The organism is Candidatus Aminicenantes bacterium, assembly GCA_011049425.1.
GTDB lineage: Bacteria > Acidobacteriota > Aminicenantia > UBA2199 > UBA2199 > UBA876.
The window spans coordinates 1-15,982 of record DSBM01000159.1 but is presented as its reverse complement, the minus strand read 5'-3'; the positions used below and the strand labels follow the sequence as shown (position 1 = coordinate 15,982).

At 54.9% G+C, this 15,982-nt stretch carries 12 protein-coding genes; 6 read left to right on the top strand and 6 right to left on the bottom strand.

The window, feature by feature from the left end; translation table 11 throughout:
• Positions 1–179: 179 nt before the first annotated feature.
• Positions 180–962, bottom strand: coding sequence for a glycosyltransferase family 2 protein (locus ENN40_11425; GenBank protein ID HDP95953.1), 783 nt, complete (start codon positions 960–962; stop codon positions 180–182).
• Positions 963–1,068: 106 nt separating this feature from the next.
• On the opposite strand from ENN40_11425, the gene ENN40_11420 reads away from it, so the two are divergent.
• Entirely contained in the window at positions 1,069–2,301 is a 1,233-nt protein-coding gene (locus tag ENN40_11420; GenBank protein ID HDP95952.1) for a hypothetical protein, read from the top strand.
• Here the strand turns inward: ENN40_11420 and ENN40_11415 are convergent.
• Positions 2,298–3,773 carry a hypothetical protein gene (locus ENN40_11415; protein ID HDP95951.1) on the bottom strand — a complete coding sequence of 492 codons (1,476 nt, stop codon included), beginning with the start codon at positions 3,771–3,773 and terminating at the stop codon, positions 2,298–2,300. The two genes, ENN40_11420 and ENN40_11415, sit on opposite strands and share 4 nt — an antisense overlap.
• A gap of 135 nt (positions 3,774–3,908) precedes the next feature.
• Between ENN40_11415 and ENN40_11410 the strand changes: the two genes are divergently transcribed.
• Together ENN40_11410 and ENN40_11405 are read left to right on the top strand one after the other, a co-directional pair.
• Positions 3,909–5,414 carry a B12-binding domain-containing radical SAM protein gene (locus ENN40_11410; protein HDP95950.1) on the top strand — a complete coding sequence of 502 codons (1,506 nt, stop codon included), beginning with the start codon at positions 3,909–3,911 and terminating at the stop codon, positions 5,412–5,414.
• 35 nt (positions 5,415–5,449) lie between these two features.
• On the top strand, positions 5,450–6,358 hold the full coding sequence (locus tag ENN40_11405) for a hypothetical protein (GenBank protein ID HDP95949.1): 909 nt from the start codon (positions 5,450–5,452) through the stop codon (positions 6,356–6,358).
• Here ENN40_11405 and ENN40_11400 read toward each other — a convergent pair.
• Positions 6,289–7,950, bottom strand: a complete 1,662-nt coding sequence (locus ENN40_11400) for an SGNH/GDSL hydrolase family protein (GenBank protein HDP95948.1) — start codon at positions 7,948–7,950, stop codon at positions 6,289–6,291. The two genes, ENN40_11405 and ENN40_11400, sit on opposite strands and share 70 nt — an antisense overlap.
• 109 nt (positions 7,951–8,059) lie before the next feature.
• Here ENN40_11400 and ENN40_11395 point away from each other — a divergent pair, with 109 nt between their 5' ends.
• Together ENN40_11395 and ENN40_11390 are read left to right on the top strand one after the other, a co-directional pair.
• The gene (locus ENN40_11395; protein ID HDP95947.1) at positions 8,060–10,072 is read left to right on the top strand and encodes a PKD domain-containing protein; all 2,013 of its coding nucleotides are present in this window, start codon (positions 8,060–8,062) and stop codon (positions 10,070–10,072) included.
• A gap of 91 nt (positions 10,073–10,163) precedes the next feature.
• Positions 10,164–10,952 carry a hypothetical protein gene (locus tag ENN40_11390; protein HDP95946.1) on the top strand — a complete coding sequence of 263 codons (789 nt, stop codon included), beginning with the start codon at positions 10,164–10,166 and terminating at the stop codon, positions 10,950–10,952.
• Between the two features lie 46 nt (positions 10,953–10,998).
• Here the strand turns inward: ENN40_11390 and ENN40_11385 are convergent, their stop codons facing one another.
• From ENN40_11385 to ENN40_11375, 3 genes are read right to left on the bottom strand one after another with little or no spacing between them, the layout of a single operon-like run.
• Positions 10,999–13,320 carry a hypothetical protein gene (locus tag ENN40_11385; GenBank protein HDP95945.1) on the bottom strand — a complete coding sequence of 774 codons (2,322 nt, stop codon included), beginning with the start codon at positions 13,318–13,320 and terminating at the stop codon, positions 10,999–11,001.
• Positions 13,032–13,901 (bottom strand): NAD(P)-dependent oxidoreductase, encoded by an 870-nt coding sequence (locus tag ENN40_11380; protein ID HDP95944.1) that lies wholly within the window; start codon positions 13,899–13,901, stop codon positions 13,032–13,034. Before ENN40_11380 ends, ENN40_11385 begins: the two co-directional genes overlap by 289 nt.
• A 4-nt stretch (positions 13,902–13,905) precedes the next feature.
• On the bottom strand, positions 13,906–14,670 hold the full coding sequence (locus ENN40_11375) for a class I SAM-dependent methyltransferase (protein ID HDP95943.1): 765 nt from the start codon (positions 14,668–14,670) through the stop codon (positions 13,906–13,908).
• Positions 14,671–14,779: 109 nt separating this feature from the next.
• On the opposite strand from ENN40_11375, the gene ENN40_11370 reads away from it, so the two are divergent.
• Entirely contained in the window at positions 14,780–15,754 is a 975-nt protein-coding gene (locus ENN40_11370) for a radical SAM protein (GenBank protein HDP95942.1), read from the top strand.
• Positions 15,755–15,982 lie beyond the last annotated feature (228 nt).

Sequence of the window (15,982 nt, the reverse complement as noted above, 5' to 3'; positions counted from 1 at the left end):
CTTCGGCCGTCCTGCCTCAGCCCATGGGGCCCCGGAACCTGCCGTTTGCGTTCGCTTATGCTTTATGCCCTGCGGGTATGTATGCCCTCTGGGTACTCTTCCTCACAACTGCTTACTGATTCCAAATATATGTTCACCCACACGAAACGTAATAGAACCCTTTTTTTTAACTGATTGGGTCAATGTCCGGGAAGATCCCACGGCGGCGGGGGCAGAGGCGCGCGCAAACTGCGGGCTTTAAGGAATTTTATTCCCGAATTCCATGCGGACAGCAATGCGATTACCAGGCCGGGAAAACCATCCCGGAATCCTCCCAGCCATACGTAGCAGCGCAGAAAGGTAAGCGGAGGGCGCAGAAACGCGTTGAGCAACAGGAAACGCTTCCCCTGTGCCGCCAAGTCTTCCGCCTGTATGGTGGAGTATCGATTCAGCCGTGATATGTGGTCGGCCATATCGCGGTACGTGAAATGCAGAATATGGCCGGGCAATGAATCCACGGATCCGTCCACATCCAGACGTTCGTGAACCCGGCCGATCCAGATGGCGCGATCGCGGCGAAACAGGCGAATTTTCCGGTCGGGGTACCAGCCGCCGTGATGGATCCAACGTCCCAGGTAGGCGGTTTTGCGGCGGATGCGGAATGCAGCGATATGGTCCCGGGGCGGGTGTTGTTTGAGTGTAAGCAATGCCCGGGCCAGCTCAGGAGATATGCGTTCATCCGCGTCCAGATTCAATACCCACTCATGCCGGCAGAGTCTGCGCGCGACATTTTTCTGCGAACCGTAGTCCCGGAAAGGGTGTTGGATGACACGTGCCCCCAATGCCCGGGCCACCGAGCCTGTATCGTCCGTGGAACCTGAATCCACGACCAGGCATTCATCGGCCACGGATCGGCAACTTTTCAGCGCATCCGCGATGCGATCCTCTTCGTTCAATGCGATGATGGCCACGGATATTTTCATTTTTCCACATTACCGGATGGTGCCGGGGTTGTCAATTTCGGGATTGTCCTTCTGCAGGTTGTGGATTATACTGGTACGGGGCATAAAGTGACAAGAGGTTATTAGTGTGACGCCGATATTAAGAAGCAAGCAAAAAAGGGATACCGTGTTGTTCTGGGGGATGTTTGCGTTGACCCTGGCGTTTCTTTTGTACTTGTTTCTGCCGGGATCGCGTTCGCAAGAGAATCATTCCGTGCCGGCGCATCCAGCCGGAGATGTTCCGGGTGCCATTGAGAGCGGTGATGAGGGAAACTACGGTGATCGGCTCGCAACGCTCCTGGAAAAGGGTTTTCAGGAATCTTTGCGCGATTCGACGAGTCTGGAAACCGATCCGGCCGCGGCCCTGACCCGCCATCTAAACCAGGTCGAGCAACTGGGGCGGACTCAATCCGGTCGGGAAGCGTTGCGGAGTTGGCTGCAGCGCTCTCGTGACATTGGAATGTTTGAACTGGGGGACCCCCGTGTTCTTGCTGTGCCGGAATTTGTTTCTAAAGAAAATGTTTTTCGTCTATACTTGGCGCTATTCATGCTGAAACTGGAGCACTCCGATGGCTTAAACCAGTTGCGTGAAACTTCAATCGAACGTTTGCTCACCATTCTTTCCGCGCCGATTTTCAGCACCGTGGATTGGGAAATCCATTCAGACGCGGAGGCATTTCCTGCTTTGACGGTTTTTCGCATCTGGCTGGAACGGACAGACATCTACCCGTATGCCCATCCCGGCTTGGAATTGGTTCGCCACCTGGATCGTTTCCGGGATTTAAGCCCCGGCCGTTGGATCACGCGTTTGCGTCAATGGGCGGATTTTTCTTGCCAGGTGCGCACGTTTGTTGTGGAATGGGTTGAAGATGATGGGATCTGGGGAAAGGATCGCGGGGTGTATGCCGATTTGCGCCAGCCGGTATACCGTTTCCTGGGGCAGGAATACAGCATTATCCCTGAAACTACCTCCGGCTCATTGCCGAAATGGTTGAATGAGCTGGTCGCCAGTGATGCGGGTGACATTGAACTGATATCTTTTCGCATGGCCACTACCGAAACTCAGCGCTCCATACTCTCTCCCCGCTGCATTTGGTACAATCCGCTTGGCAATCGATTTGTCGTGGTTTTCTCTACCTGGGAAGCCGAGGCGAACCATCCGCATTCCCCCCTGCAGCAGTGGATTCGTGATCGCTGTGACGTGTATCACCGGGCGTTTCATCGCCTGTCTATCGCGGACAATGAGATCAACCAATCCGCTGACCAGAGAAGGAACTTGCTGCGTTTCGGCCGATTCCTGAAGCGTTTGGGTCAGCCTTAATCTTGAAAGCCACGGATCAGTTCCAACGCCTGGAACCATCTGAGGTACTCCAAACGTTGCAAATAATTGGCTATCATCCGCCGCGCCAGGGCGGGGTCGATACGGTGGATGTACACAAATTCCTTTTCTTTTTTGCGCAGATTCTTGAGTGCGTAGTCTTCGTAATTTTTCCACTCCCGGCGCACAGGCCGGATTCGCGAGCGGTAATCCTGGTCCACCAGTCTGGACAAGTGGGCGTAAACGCGATAGGGATGACTGAAATCAAGTGCGTCCGGCTTGTTACCGGGGTTGAAGTGAGTGGCCAGTGCCGTCCCGACCGGCCGGAAAGCGTGGGTGTCGGGAACGGCGATGTTTGGATACCAGGGAGCGAACGCATTGGAGTCCGGGCGACGCAAAGCCAGCCAGATGCGGTTGCGAAGTACATCGGGTGCGGAGTCCGTAAAAGAGAGAATGCGTCCCAATTCAACAACAATCGAATATTGGGTGGATTCTGTACAGATGGTCCGGTTCTTGGTGCGATTCGGGGATCCGCGGCGGTACCCGTCTGTAAGGTCCCAAGGCGTATCTTCGTAGTGATCGCGAAGCAGGGAAAACAGCTCCTGTAAGCGAATTTTTTTCCGGGGAGTGAAAGCAAAAGGGTATTCCGTCTCTTCGCTTTTCGTGTCGCCTCCCAACAGTTGAATGGCACGGCGTTGGCGCAGGTAGTTACCCCGGTTGCGGTCGATAGGAATTCGGGAGTATGTCGTGGCGAAGTCAAACCCGCTTTCGGCCTCACGGGGCGAATACCATCCCTGCTTTGCCGCGTATGCGGCCAGATCTTTGGATCCGAGGAACTGATCCCTGTCACTGAGGTCGATCTTCCTAATGGTATATGCGTTGGGAACAACCGCCACTTGATCATCGGGCACTCTCCGTGCGATCCAGCGTCGTCCGCGAATCAGGTGCAAGACCCAGGCCTCCTGCTGATCCGCAATACACAATGTGCGTCCCGAATCGGAATACCCGAATCGTTCCACCAGACTTCCGGCCAGGAGAACGGCCTGCCTGGCGCTGCCGGCCTGTTCGGCCAGGATGCGGCGCAGCATGAAACCGATGCCGCCGTCTTGCAAACCGGCACTGCTTTCTTTTGACGGAGAGGAGTTGGAGACTATGGCAACACCATAGGAATTGATGTATGTGTCGGCGTAAGCGATTTCCGGTATCTCGATCCAGTAGAATCCGGCTGTGCGGGACGGCGCCGCCAAGGTTCCGCCGTTGCGTAAACGGTATGGCGGAGGAATTGAGTTTTGGCGCGGAGGCACATGATACAAGTTGACAAACAGGGAGTCACCCCGGTCGTCCTCATTGTGTGCCAGGATGACACATCCGGAATCGGTGGCGTTCTTGCCGGCCAGGACGGTAAAACAAGCATCACTGCTGCTGAGCCCGGTTGCAAGGCCAAGTATGAACAATGCGGTCAAGAGTTTTTTCATGGCTTTTAGATAGCACAGCTGGTTGGAAAATTCAAAGGCTTTTGTCCATTGCTCATTTGCTTTTCTACCTGGGGGGTGATATATTCGTCTCTCTCGAATCCAGTTGGATTGCCGTGGTTTCCTTCCCGTTTGGGGATGACAGGGTCCATGAAAGTACAACTTTTTGTTCCTCCTCAGGGCTACATTGCGCAGCGTTGGTCAGAGGGCAGTTCCATGCCTCCTCTGGGGGTTCTCTATCTGGCGGCTGTTCTGGAAATCCAAGGCCATGACGTGGATGTGGTTCCTGCAGACGTATTGGGTTTTTCCTGGGAGGATGTTTGTAACAGAATTGGTGAGTTCAAACCCGATGTGGTGGGGGTAACCACCACCACCGAGAACCGTTTCGATAGTTTTCACCTGGTTCACCTGGCCAAGAGCGTGGACCCAGGGATTTTTACTGTTCTGGGTGGACCGCATATCTCGATGGCGGGTGAACAAACCCTGCTGGATATCTCCAGCGCGGATGCCCTGGTAATCGGAGAAGGCGAAGCCACCTTGCCTGAAATGCTCCGTGCGTTGGAAGCGAAAGCTTCGCTGCTTACGGTTCCCGGCTTATATGTCCGCGAAAACGACGGCGTCCGATTTACCGGGCGCAGAGCCATGATCAGCGACCTGGACGTACTGCCGTTCCCGGCCAGGCAGCTCATCCCCATGGAGCGCTACCGTTTCTTTGTAACGACCCGGGATGGACGCGAACGCCGCGCGCAGAACATTATGACTTCGCGGGGCTGCCCGTTTAACTGTTATTTCTGTGCGACTCCGATCAATTGGGGTCGGAGCGTTCGCGGGCATTCTCCAGAGAGGGTGATCCAGGAGATCGAATGGCTGATTGAGCATTATGGAGCCGAGTTCATCTGGTTTTATGACGATACGCTGAACTACAACCCCGAACGCCTCCACCGTATCATGGACATGATCATTGAGCGCAGGTTGGATATCCGCTTCGCCAATGAATTCCGCATTGATGTGGTGGATCGTCCGCTTTTAGAGAAAATGCGTCGCGCGGGACTGGAAAGGGGTTATTTCGGGGTGGAAGCCGGGGCTTCGCGGGTAAGACAGGATGTGGTAAACAAGCATTTCGATATTGAACGGGCTTTTGATTTTGTGCGCTGGGCAAAGGAGCTGGATTTTGTTCCCGGACCTTTTTTCATCTTTTCTCATTATACGGAAACCTGGTCTGAGGCCCAAGAGACTCTGCGCATAATGGACCGCATGCGGGACATGCATTCGCAAGTGGATATCTCAACAGCCATACTTCACATTTACCCGGGCACACCCCTTGAGGGTATCGCGCGTGAAAGAGGCATTATGCCCCGGGATTTCCGCTGGTCGAATCGCCGGGATATGCGCAGAGTCGTCACCCTGCCCGCAGCCCAAGGTGAGGTCCCTCTGTTTAAAGATCGATTGACCTGGTGGCAGATCGCCCGCTTGGTCATGGGTTATACCGCTGCCAGCAGAAAGGGGTTCTCGCGGCGCAAATGGGTGCGAGCGGTTCAATCCATTTCCAGTTTTCGCAATCTTTACGCCTATGGTGTGTTTTTCCTGGCGTACGTGGTGTCGCGTCTGCGGCAGACCTGGAAAAGGAAAGGTTCAACCAGGTAATCGTAAAGAAAAAATGCAACTCCAGTGAGGTCTACATGAAACGCATTGGTTGCTCCATGCTGATGGTATTGTGCATGAGTTCAAGTCTTGTCGCCGCCAGTACTGCGCAACGAGTCAGCCGGATTCTGGCGCTGAAGCAGTTCTATTTTGAGTTGTCGCTGGGCGTGGGATTGGATCGTCCCCAATTCCTGCCGATAAAAAGTACGGGCACGGATGATTTGATGCGTCAGTACGCGGAGGGTGCCGGCGCTTCGCTTGAGGAAGATGGCCGTTTGCGGGAAAACATCGTGGGCCTTCCCCTGCGTGCAGCGGTTACCTACCGCCTGGATAATTACTGGAGCGTTAAAGCCGGGCTGGGTTTTTCTGTTGGCGGCGCAACCGGAGACAAAACTTTTATCCTGCGTTATCCAACCGGGTCAGGAGAGCAATTTGCACTCAACGTGCGCAACCGAATCCAGTTCATATCTCCTTCTCTGGAAGTAGAACACATGATGGGGAGATTTTCCATTTTCGCCGGAGGGGGTGTGCAATGGGGACGCCTGTCCCATACCTTCAGCGTCGAAAACACTGCCGCGGTGTACAGTGGCAATTTGACTGAGGAGATCACAGCCACGGGAACCGGTGCCCTAGCCTATCTCGGAGGGGCTTATCGCTATCCTCTGGGTGGGCATGCATGCTTGCTTTTCCGCCTGGAAGTGCGGTTTTCCGGGATCAGCAATTGGAACGGAAGCAAAAATACGCTTGAATCCGACAACATGGGGAACCAGTTGCAAGGATCCCTTGAGGGAAAGCTGATGCGCTATGAATGGAATCCGTACGGTCGCGGCTGGGTCGAATACTGGGATCTGGGTGAGGTGGTCGCTGATGAACGGCTCTATCGCAACGCATCCGCTTTGTCGTCACGCTTGAGCGGCATCCGTTTTACTATAGGGATTTCCTTTTGATTTGTCACTTCTTTTGCACTTGTGGCTGATAACGGGAAACTGATTCGGGTGATCGCAGATCCCGCCCCGGTATTGCCGTAGCGATCCCGGGCAAACACCTGGACCCAGCGCTCTCTTTGCAATCCGGTTTGAAACGGTGGGCGCAACAGGGTGGTTTGAGGCCGCGTCACGACAACCTGGTTGTCCAGGTTTTGCGCTGAATTGCCATACAGAACGATGTAATCTGCCATATCGAATTCCGGGCGCGGCTGCCAAGTCACGGTGATCCGCCAGGGCGTGGCTGCGGTCACGGAGAGATCGTCGGGCGTGCCCGGCGGGATATCCAGCAGGGTCTGGTGCCAGTGTTCCGCCATCAGTTGGTAACCCTTTTCGGAAGGGTGAACGTAGTCGGACATGAGTGACAGGTAGCCGCCATTATTCAGGGGATAATTCTCAAACATCGTCCAGAAATCGATCGCGGGCAGGGACATATCCGCGGCGAGAAGCAGAATGCCTTCGCGGATGGCTTTGGCCCGCGTTCGGTAAATACCGGTTCCGGACCAATGAGAGGGGTCACGGGGGATAATCGTTGAGAGTACAGGCTGCATGTCCAGCTCCAGGGCGCGCCGCATAATGGTGCTGATATTGAACAGGGTGGTGGAAACGGGGATTGTTCCCGGGTGGATTGTGTCGTTGATGCCCTGGTGAAACAGCAGATATGCAGCATTGCTGTTACTCAGCACCCAATCGTAGCGATCCATGGCTCTTAATGTTGTTTCCCCCGGATTCCCGGCATTGATCAACACGATATCCATATATTCGGGGTGCAGCAAATCCGTAAGCCGGGGTACGTATCCCAGATCAGGCGCGGGAGTTTTGTTTACGTATCCGTATGTGATACTGTCTCCAAAAGCCAGGATGCGATTCGGATCCGGTCCTGTCGTGTCGGGAACGAGGGTTTTCGGTTCAGGGGATTTCGTCACGGGATCGCAGATGATTTCCGGAGGCAGGGTGGGGCCGGTAAAGAAGTGGTAACGGCGGTAACGGCCGTTTTGAAAGCGAAAAAACTGCAAGGCTTCATGACCTTGAATCCGGGTCAGTTCGGGGAAAACCACAGGGGTTTCAAAAACTTTTTTCCAGATAAGGCGCCCGGTTTCCAATTCCCAGGCAACAATTTCAAAATTTTCCGTTACCGCGAAAACCACCTTGCCGTGATCTGTGGCGAGAACCGGGCTAAATATGTTAGCCGGATACAAAATGTGATCCATGGGCCCCTGTCGGCTGGATATCAATTTGAGCCGGCGCAAACCGGTATGCGGCTCCGTGCGGACAAAAAAAGCAGTGAAACCCAGGTCGGCGGCGTGCCCGCAAGAAAGCGCCAGAGAGTCTTGATCGAGATCTTCGGCCGCAAAAACGCAGCGACCGGAATCATCCGCAATTTCCACGCGTTGCAGGCCCATCTTCCACATGAAGCGGCCTTGGGGAAGATCAATCTGTCCGTGTCGCCAGGCGGAATCTTTCAGTTCTGCGTGATCCTTGGCATGGGCTGCGAGAGCAGAGCAACATACAACAACAAGGATAGTGGAAATGATATTGCGGGAAAGAAAAGTCACGTCATTACCTCCTCGAGCAGATCGGCATTATCCTAGCATCGAGGTGATGAGAAGTCAATTCGGACTCAGGTTGACTTGGGGGCCTGGCTCGTGGTAAGCATGAGGTGACATGTCAAGGTTCTCCAGACATTTTGCTGTTATATCAATGGTATGGGTAATGGCGCTGGCGGCGCATGCAGCCATAACCAACGTATCTTCAACTTACAGTGAATGCGAGTACCCATACGTTCAACCTTTTAATGAAAAAGTAATGGTTGTCTGGAGTGAAAAGGAAGGCGGCATTTTCAACATATTTTCCCGAATCTATTCCGGCGGAAAATGGGGCGGGAAAGTGCGGGCGTTCGGATCTTCCATGCATTCCCAGTTTCCGAACCTGGCGATCGGTCCGGGTGGTGTAATCCATATGACCTGGATGGAGGGCATTTCCAGGAGCAATCGGGAAATTTATCATGCCACCTGGTTAAACGGATCCTGGAGCGGTGGAACCCGGATCCACGCCAGCACATGGAATTCCTGCTGGCCGCGTATCGGCGTGGAAAACAATGGAACATCCAGTGTAATCTGGTGTTCCGAACTGTATCCATTCAACAACTCCCATTACAACATCGTGGGCAAACGCAATCCAAAAGGGTGGAGCGGAGGGGTCGCCACTGTGTCCTTCACCCCGGAGACCATTTCCATTCATCCCTCGCTGGCGGTACAGGCAAATACCAGCCATGCCTGCTGGATGGATGGTGAGGAGGGGAGTTGGATAATCGCCTATGCCCGTTCCAGTGGAAGCGGTTGGGAATCACCGGTGGTGGTGAGCGGTCGTGACAGCGGGTGGTGGCCGGGAATCGCAGTAGATTCCAACGGACTGGCTCACATCATGTACTCGACATTGCGACGCGCCCCCTATTATACCCGGCGACTAGAGGATGGAAGCTGGACACAACCGGTTCCGGTTCCCGGAGCGGCGGGTCACCAAAGGGATTTTGTTTTCCTGGAGATGGACGCGCAGGATGTGCTGCATGCCAGTTGGCGACAGACGATAAACGGTAACCACAACATCGTTTATGCCAGTGCGACGGCCCAGGGAGATTGGAGCAAGCCCGGCTATGTTTCCGACGGCGTGGAATGCCGCACGCCCGTTTCACGCCCGGACAATCTGGGGTTTGTGCATATCGTATGGTGGGATGAAGCCGTAAACCATGGTGACGTGTTTTACACCCGGGTGGAGAGCGGTGGCGGTGGCACCAGTTATTTGGCCCCGGTAGCCGCGTTCACTCCGGACCCGGCCGCGGGGCCTCCGCCCCTGACCGTTCGTTTTGATGCGTCCGCCAGCAGTGATGAAGACGGGAGCATCACCGCTTACAATTGGGATTTCGGCGATGGAACTACGGGAGTGGGCATTAGATCCACCCATAAATACCTTCAACGCGGAGAGTACCGGGTGGTTTTGCAGGTAACGGATAACGATGGTCTGACCGGTAGCGCGGCAACAGTTGTTGCGGTTTCCGATCCACCGGTGGCACGTTTCGTCATGACCCCGGAAGTGGGAGTGGCGCCGCTGGAAGTCCATTTTGACGCCTCGGCATCGTACGACCCGGACGGCAAAATCTTGTCCTATTCCTGGGATTTTGGAGACAACTCTTCGGCGCGCGGTCTGACTCAGGACCACGTCTATGAAGAGGCGGGTAATTACACGGTTACCCTGGAGGTGGTGGACAATTACGGCATCAACGCCCTTGCTGTCCGCACTTTGCAGGTTTTACGGGTTTATCCGCCCGTGAATGTATCTTATGCTTTTCGCGAGAACAGGAATCTCTTTTCGCTTGAGTACCTGTACGAGGTTTCCTGGCAGGAAAACCCCTTGAACCGCCATTACGGGATTAATGTGACACGTTTTCACATTTACCGGCGTACGCGGGGCGGAGAATTTTCGCTGATCAAATCCGTAGCGGCGAACACCTTTTCCTGGCTTGACCGTCATCTGGGGGAAGAAGCGCGCGGCGATTTTGAATACCAGGTGGCGGCTGTGGACGACCAGGGGAATGAAAGTGCCCCCCAGATGCATGAATCTTTTTCCCATCCGGATCGCAAAGACGCGATCAATGAGTTTTTCCGGAATGGAAAACATTGAGATTTTGGGTCGTTTCGTTGTATATTACCTTTGTGGGACGTAGAGGCAAATCCGTGTTCCCGTATTGAATCAAGAGTGAGGAGGCTTGCAAATGAAAAAAGCGTTGATAATGAGTGTGATTGTTTTCTTGTCTATCGGGTTATCGGCCCAGATTCCAAGGCTGGATCCCGATAAGGTCCCCGCGGGCGCCATCGCGTTGATCAGTCCCGGGAATGACGGTTATATCAGTTCCATTCCCGTGGAGATCGTTTTTCGCTGGCAGAAAACCGCCGGAGTGCTGAACTACACTTTTGTATTGCAGGTTGAGGACGGCGGGGCATGGAAAACCACCCTGACGCGGCCCAATCTTACGGGAGACCATATCACCGTCACCTACAATCGACCTTCCGATTTGCGCTGGCAGGTAGTGGGGATCGGCCCCCGGGGTGTTCGCTACGAATCTCCCTGGTGGGTGCTGCATTATGGTGGATCAGCTTCTGCAGCCCAGGGAAAAACCGTCAGCGGTCAACAGGGAGTCGCCGGTTCACACGTCGAAACCAAACCGACCCCCCAATTTCGTCCGGTTCTTTTGACACCCAAAAACGAAGTAGTCCTGCGTCATTACCCACGCAATATGACTTTTACGTGGATGCACAGCACCAATCCCGCGTTTCGCAGGTACCAGATCCAGGTGGATATCTATCATCCCCGTCCCGAACAATGGCAGTCCGCAATGCGGAATAACACCCTGCTGGTGGATGAGGTGATCCGGGACAACGAGTACCATTTCAAATTCCCCGCAGATCGCCTCGGACGCTGGCGGGTTCGCGGCGTTAAAGATCCACGTACCTTTACGCCCTGGAGTCCCTGGCGCACGTTCAGTTTCCGCGCCCGTCACTGACCCGGCAGAAAACAGATTGCTTTCTTGATGTAGAGAAAATCCGGTTCTACGGGGATGACGTGGCTGTTTGCATGCGATCCAGCCATGCGCCCCCGGTTCCGGTTGTGATGTGCATTTCCATTGTCTGGCCCGATGCGAGGCCGCGGTTTGTCACTGTTCGCCAAGTGTAACGCGTACTGTTCCACAAAACCAGGTTGCGACGGATTGCTTCCCGGGCTTCTCGAATGGTGATATGCATGCGGAATGTACCCCGTGCGCGCAGATCCAGGTTTCCCGGTCGCAGGTGATCGGGGTCAGGGGCCCACTGAATCGTGCAGGAGGTGTGGGGCGGCAGCCATAAAGCCATTTTTTGGCGGGCGTTGGGGTCAGCGCGCACATGCCCGGGCCGGCGGGTTAGGGATTCCATTTCGACCCCTCGCGCAGTTTCCTTCGGCGGTGACAATTCCCATAACTGGACTTCAGCCGAATAGATCGGGAAGCGGGCCATGAGTCTGGCTGCAGCCATCTGTAAAGGGAAAAAGCGCAGGTACTCACGGTATTCTTTGGCGAATCCCGCCTGGGTCAGTAACAGGTATTCCACCTGATGGGTAAAGAGAAAGTCTCGGTGCCAGTTGATTCCCATCTCACCGGAAAGCAGGTGGGTCTGATGGGGGCCGCCCAGCGAGAGAATAGATGCCCAATTGCCGGCGATACGGCTTGGCGGCAACACTTTTGTCAGAACATCAGCGGTTTCAATAATGCGGTACTCCCGTTGCGAAGCCCACTGAATGTAAGTAACGAGGTTGACGGCGAACGCAAGCATTAGAAATGCCGCCGCCGCCCGTTCCCGCCATTTTCTTGGCGCCCACAGCAAAGCGGCCAGAATCAGGAAAACAAAAGCAAAGACGCATGCCATCCAGGGTTGGGTCTGTACACGGTGAGCCGCAAAGCGGGCATAAATGACGGCTCCGCAAACGATCAGCGCGATTCCGGTGGCCATCGCAACGGCGGCCAATTCAGGCAATGCCGCCTTGGCGCGCTTCCGATCCACCCATTGTTGCAGAAACCAGGCGGCGATAACGGCAGCGGGGAAAATGATTGCCAGGTAAAATCGGGTGGGACGGTAACTCCAGATGGAGTGGAAACCGGCGGAAAGGATCAGCCAGATAACGGCGGTTTCAATCAGGGCGGGAAGCTTGCGCTTTCTGATCCACAATGCCGCGGCGGTACCGACACCCAGAATTGCCAACAGCAAAACCGGCGCGTCATTGCGGAATTGCAGGGCAAACGGATTGTCACGGATGTTGGCCAGGAGTTGGGGAGTATTGCGGATGTAGCGGATCAAGCGGTTATGGCCGACGAAATGGGCGAAAAAATCCTGGTTGGGAAGAAAGACCGCTAGGTACCAGGCTGCCATGCCGGCGGCCAGGACTCCCCAGAAAGCGAGCATGGAACGCCATTTGATTCGGCGCCGAATCAACCAGAATCCGCTCAGGAATATAAGCACTCCGGTCATATAGAGAATATGGTTCTGGGAGGCATAACTCAAAATAAAGAACAGGGCGGCAAAAACCATGTCACGGGAACGTCCCGTTTCCGCGCCCAGAACAAAGAAATGGATGGAGAGAAGGAAAAAAAAGATCATGGGCATATAGCGGTTGCCCACGTGCGCGTACATCAGCAGGGGAAAACTGCAGGCAACAAAAAGAACGGCGCCCGTTGCCGTTTTCGCGGGGAGGCGGCGGTAAACCAGCAGCAGGAAGGCCAGCAGAGACGCGATGGAAAAAAAGATGGGAATGGCTTTGTGAGCGGCGAACCCGATGCCGAAGAGGCGAAAAGTCATCCAATTCACGGCCATGGAGATGAGGGGCGAACCCAGGTGGGGTTTCCACTCATCAAATGACCATTGCCCGAACAGGATGCGGTTGCGGGCGCCGTAACTGTGTTGGCCGGGATCACCGACCGGAGCTCCACTGATGGTGAGGTTGCGGGGAGGGTCAGCCATTGGGAACAAAATGCGAAGCAGAATTCCCAGCAACAGGATGGTTAGAAGCAGTCGTGAAATCCGCCCGGGGTTTTCTGACAACATGCGTGGCGCAATCATTGTGATGCCTTGGCTGCGAGTCGACGAATCTGCTCTTCCAGGGGCGGGTCCTCGATTCCCAACCGGGGCAGATGAGATGGGCGCCGGATATGGCGGTTTTCCCTCATGGCGGCGATACTGTCTGCGGAAAGGGGGAGCCGGATTCCCAGAAACCGGGTCAGACGCAACAGTGACAGGGGGATAAAAGAGGGAAAAGGAACGAACAGGCAGCGTGTCTGCATCACCCGGCGCATGGTCTGCAGTATCTCCAGCATCGACACCACTTGGGGGTGGTGGAGGTTCCATTCTCCCGGGGATTCTTCACAAAGAATTCTTTCCGTGGCCAGGCATACGCTGCCCAGAGAGATCAGTGCCACAGGATCTTTTCCTCCGTCCAGTACCGGCAGGATCGGAAGACGGCGCACCAGTCGCAGCATGAGCGAAAACAAGCCCCGGTCTCCCGCTACCAGGCCCGGACGCAGGACCCATTGATTCCGCGATCGGAAAAAGGTTTCGAGGGCGAACTTCACGGCTCCATAGGTTGATCGACTGCCGGGTTTGGCGGAATAACTGGTAAAAAAAAGGTGGCGGGGAACACCGGCGCCGACCGCGCTGTGGTACCAATCCCGGGTGCCCGACAGGTTGCTTTCCGCTGCTTTGGGAGAGAAGTCGTGAGCAAGGTAGAAGACAGCGTCACAATTTCGGAACCAGGTGGGATCAGCTTTCTGCCCGAGTTTCAGGCAATGGTAGTCTGTCAGGCGGGGTCTCAAATCCGGTTTGGCTTCCGCCGCCCTTGATGTGCCCACCACCTGGTGTCCGGAAGCGAAAAGCGCGGAGGCCAAGCCGGTTCCAATCATGCCGTGCAAGCCGAGAATGCATACCCGCATGGGACTAGGCCGATTTGCGGGCCTTAAAGATGAAATTGGAAGCGCTTTCAAAGCGACCGGATCCCGGGTGGTATTTTTCAATGGTATAACCCCGGGATTCCAGGAAACCGCGAATGGTGGCGGGAGTGTAGTAGTGGCGGATGGGAACGAAATACCAGTCCAGGATCAATTCCGCCAGTGATTCTCCTCCCCGGGCTTTTTTGCGAAAGAGTTCGCGGATCTTGACCACGGGCCAGAGAAAAAAAGCCATGATTTTTGCCAGCGGCAGCCACCAGGGCTTGGGAGTTCGAATCAGGGTTTTGCGGATGAGTTCATGGATCCAGGTCAGCCGCGTTTTTTTGTAAAGAGCCAGGAGCAGACTGCCTCCGGGACGCAACATGCGTTCGATTTCGTTTATCGCCCGATCCGGGTCTTCGGTATGGTGGGCGCTGCCCCAGGCCCACACGATATCAAATGTGGCGTCTTCCCAGGGAAGCTCAAGCATGTCGCCTTCAACGAATTCCACGTTGGCTAAACCCAGGTCGGACTGGATCTTACGGCCCGTTCCCAGGCTGCCGGGCGAGATATCCAGGCCGGTTACCTTGCGTGCGCCCATGGAGGCGAATATGTTGGTGAATATTCCCGTGCCGCAGCCGCAGTCCAGGATTTCCTTGCCCTGGATCTCTTCGGCGGAGAAGAACAGTTCCAGGTGACGCTTGCTCTCTTCAAATTCCGGTACGTATTCAGTCCAGACCACATCGTAAAAATCCCGCACGTGCTCTTTTTTCATGTCCGCCTCCACCGGTGGAAAAGGCAAGTATAAGAAAAAGCCGCCCGCTTGTCAATTTGCCGTTTCCGTCTTCGGCAAGGGCGAATAAATTGTGTTATAATGGCCGCTCATGCCCAGTGAAATCAACTATTACAAAAGACTTTTCCATATCTGGCGCAACTTCCGCGGGCGTCGCATCCGGGCCACGGCCATGCCGTTCCGGCTCTGGGTGGAATTGCACGCCGGATGCAACCTGCGTTGCAGTTTCTGTCCCAACAAAGACCTGGATGAATCTTTTAAAGATCCCATGGAATGGGACGTATTCCGCAAGGTGATCGACGAGGCCCGGGAGTTTGTGTTTGATTTGACCTTGAATCACCGTGGCGAGTCGCTGCTTCACCCCGATGCCGTGGAAATGATCCGCTACGCGGCGGAACGGATTCGCTTTACCAAGCTGCATACCAACGGGGTGCTGCTGAACAGGGATATGTCCGCGGGGTTGGTGGAATCCGGGCTCAAAAGGCTTTCGCTCTCTTTCGATGGTTTTGTCAAGCAGGACTATGAAAAAAATCGCGTCGGGGCCGACTTTGACCAGGTGGTCGATAATATCCGCGACCTTTTAGAGATCCGCCGGGACAAGGGGCGGCGCACGCCCCGCATCGCCATAGAAGTCATTGAGTTCAATGAATCGCAGATGGCGAAACAAAAGCGGGAACGGTTCCTTTCTGAGTTTAAAGCGCTCGGGCTGGATGAACTGGTGATCAAGAAGCCCCATAACTGGGCCGGATACCTGAAAACCCATTCCCGTCGTCGTGGTTACGCACCCTGCACCTTTCTCTGGAGCTCAATGCTGGTGTTGTGGAACGGAGACATATCTCCCTGCTCTCAGGACTTCTTCGCCCGCTACGTTTTGGGAAACGTACGCGATAAGAGCTTGCGGGAAATCTGGAATGATGAACCTATGCAACTCTTGCGCAAGGGCCTGAGCGAGGGGAAATATCGCGAATTCCCGGCCTGCGGGGATTGCGACCGCTTGTGGCGGGACACGTTCCTGGGTATTCCCAGAGAGTATCTGAAGCAGATCCTGACCCACAGGATGCCATAAAATAAAGTTGGAAAGTTGGGTTCTCTTCCATTTTGTGTGGGTTTGAGGGTTATACATATTTGAAAAAATGATAAGGCTGCATGAGAGTACCCTTTCGGGCACAATTCACCGCTCACCACTTCGGTTCAGACCCATGCGGTCTTCGGCGGACTAAAATGACCCCGGTGGTTGTTTGGGATGTAATCCGGGGCATCATTTTACCTTCGGCCGTCCTGCCTCAGCCCATGG

Coding starts and splice junctions, on each gene's coding strand:
- ENN40_11425 (HDP95953.1), bottom strand. CDS start 962: ATGAAAATATCCGTGGCCATCATCGCATTGAACGAAGAGGATCGCATC.
- ENN40_11370 (HDP95942.1), top strand. CDS start 14,780: ATGCCCAGTGAAATCAACTATTACAAAAGACTTTTCCATATCTGGCGC.
- ENN40_11395 (HDP95947.1), top strand. CDS start 8,060: ATGTCAAGGTTCTCCAGACATTTTGCTGTTATATCAATGGTATGGGTA.
- ENN40_11380 (HDP95944.1), bottom strand. CDS start 13,901: ATGCGGGTATGCATTCTCGGCTTGCACGGCATGATTGGAACCGGCTTG.
- ENN40_11410 (HDP95950.1), top strand. CDS start 3,909: ATGACAGGGTCCATGAAAGTACAACTTTTTGTTCCTCCTCAGGGCTAC.
- ENN40_11375 (HDP95943.1), bottom strand. CDS start 14,670: ATGAAAAAAGAGCACGTGCGGGATTTTTACGATGTGGTCTGGACTGAA.
- ENN40_11415 (HDP95951.1), bottom strand. CDS start 3,773: ATGAAAAAACTCTTGACCGCATTGTTCATACTTGGCCTTGCAACCGGG.
- ENN40_11390 (HDP95946.1), top strand. CDS start 10,164: ATGAAAAAAGCGTTGATAATGAGTGTGATTGTTTTCTTGTCTATCGGG.
- ENN40_11385 (HDP95945.1), bottom strand. CDS start 13,320: ATGGAACCTCCACCACCCCCAAGTGGTGTCGATGCTGGAGATACTGCA.
- ENN40_11405 (HDP95949.1), top strand. CDS start 5,450: ATGAAACGCATTGGTTGCTCCATGCTGATGGTATTGTGCATGAGTTCA.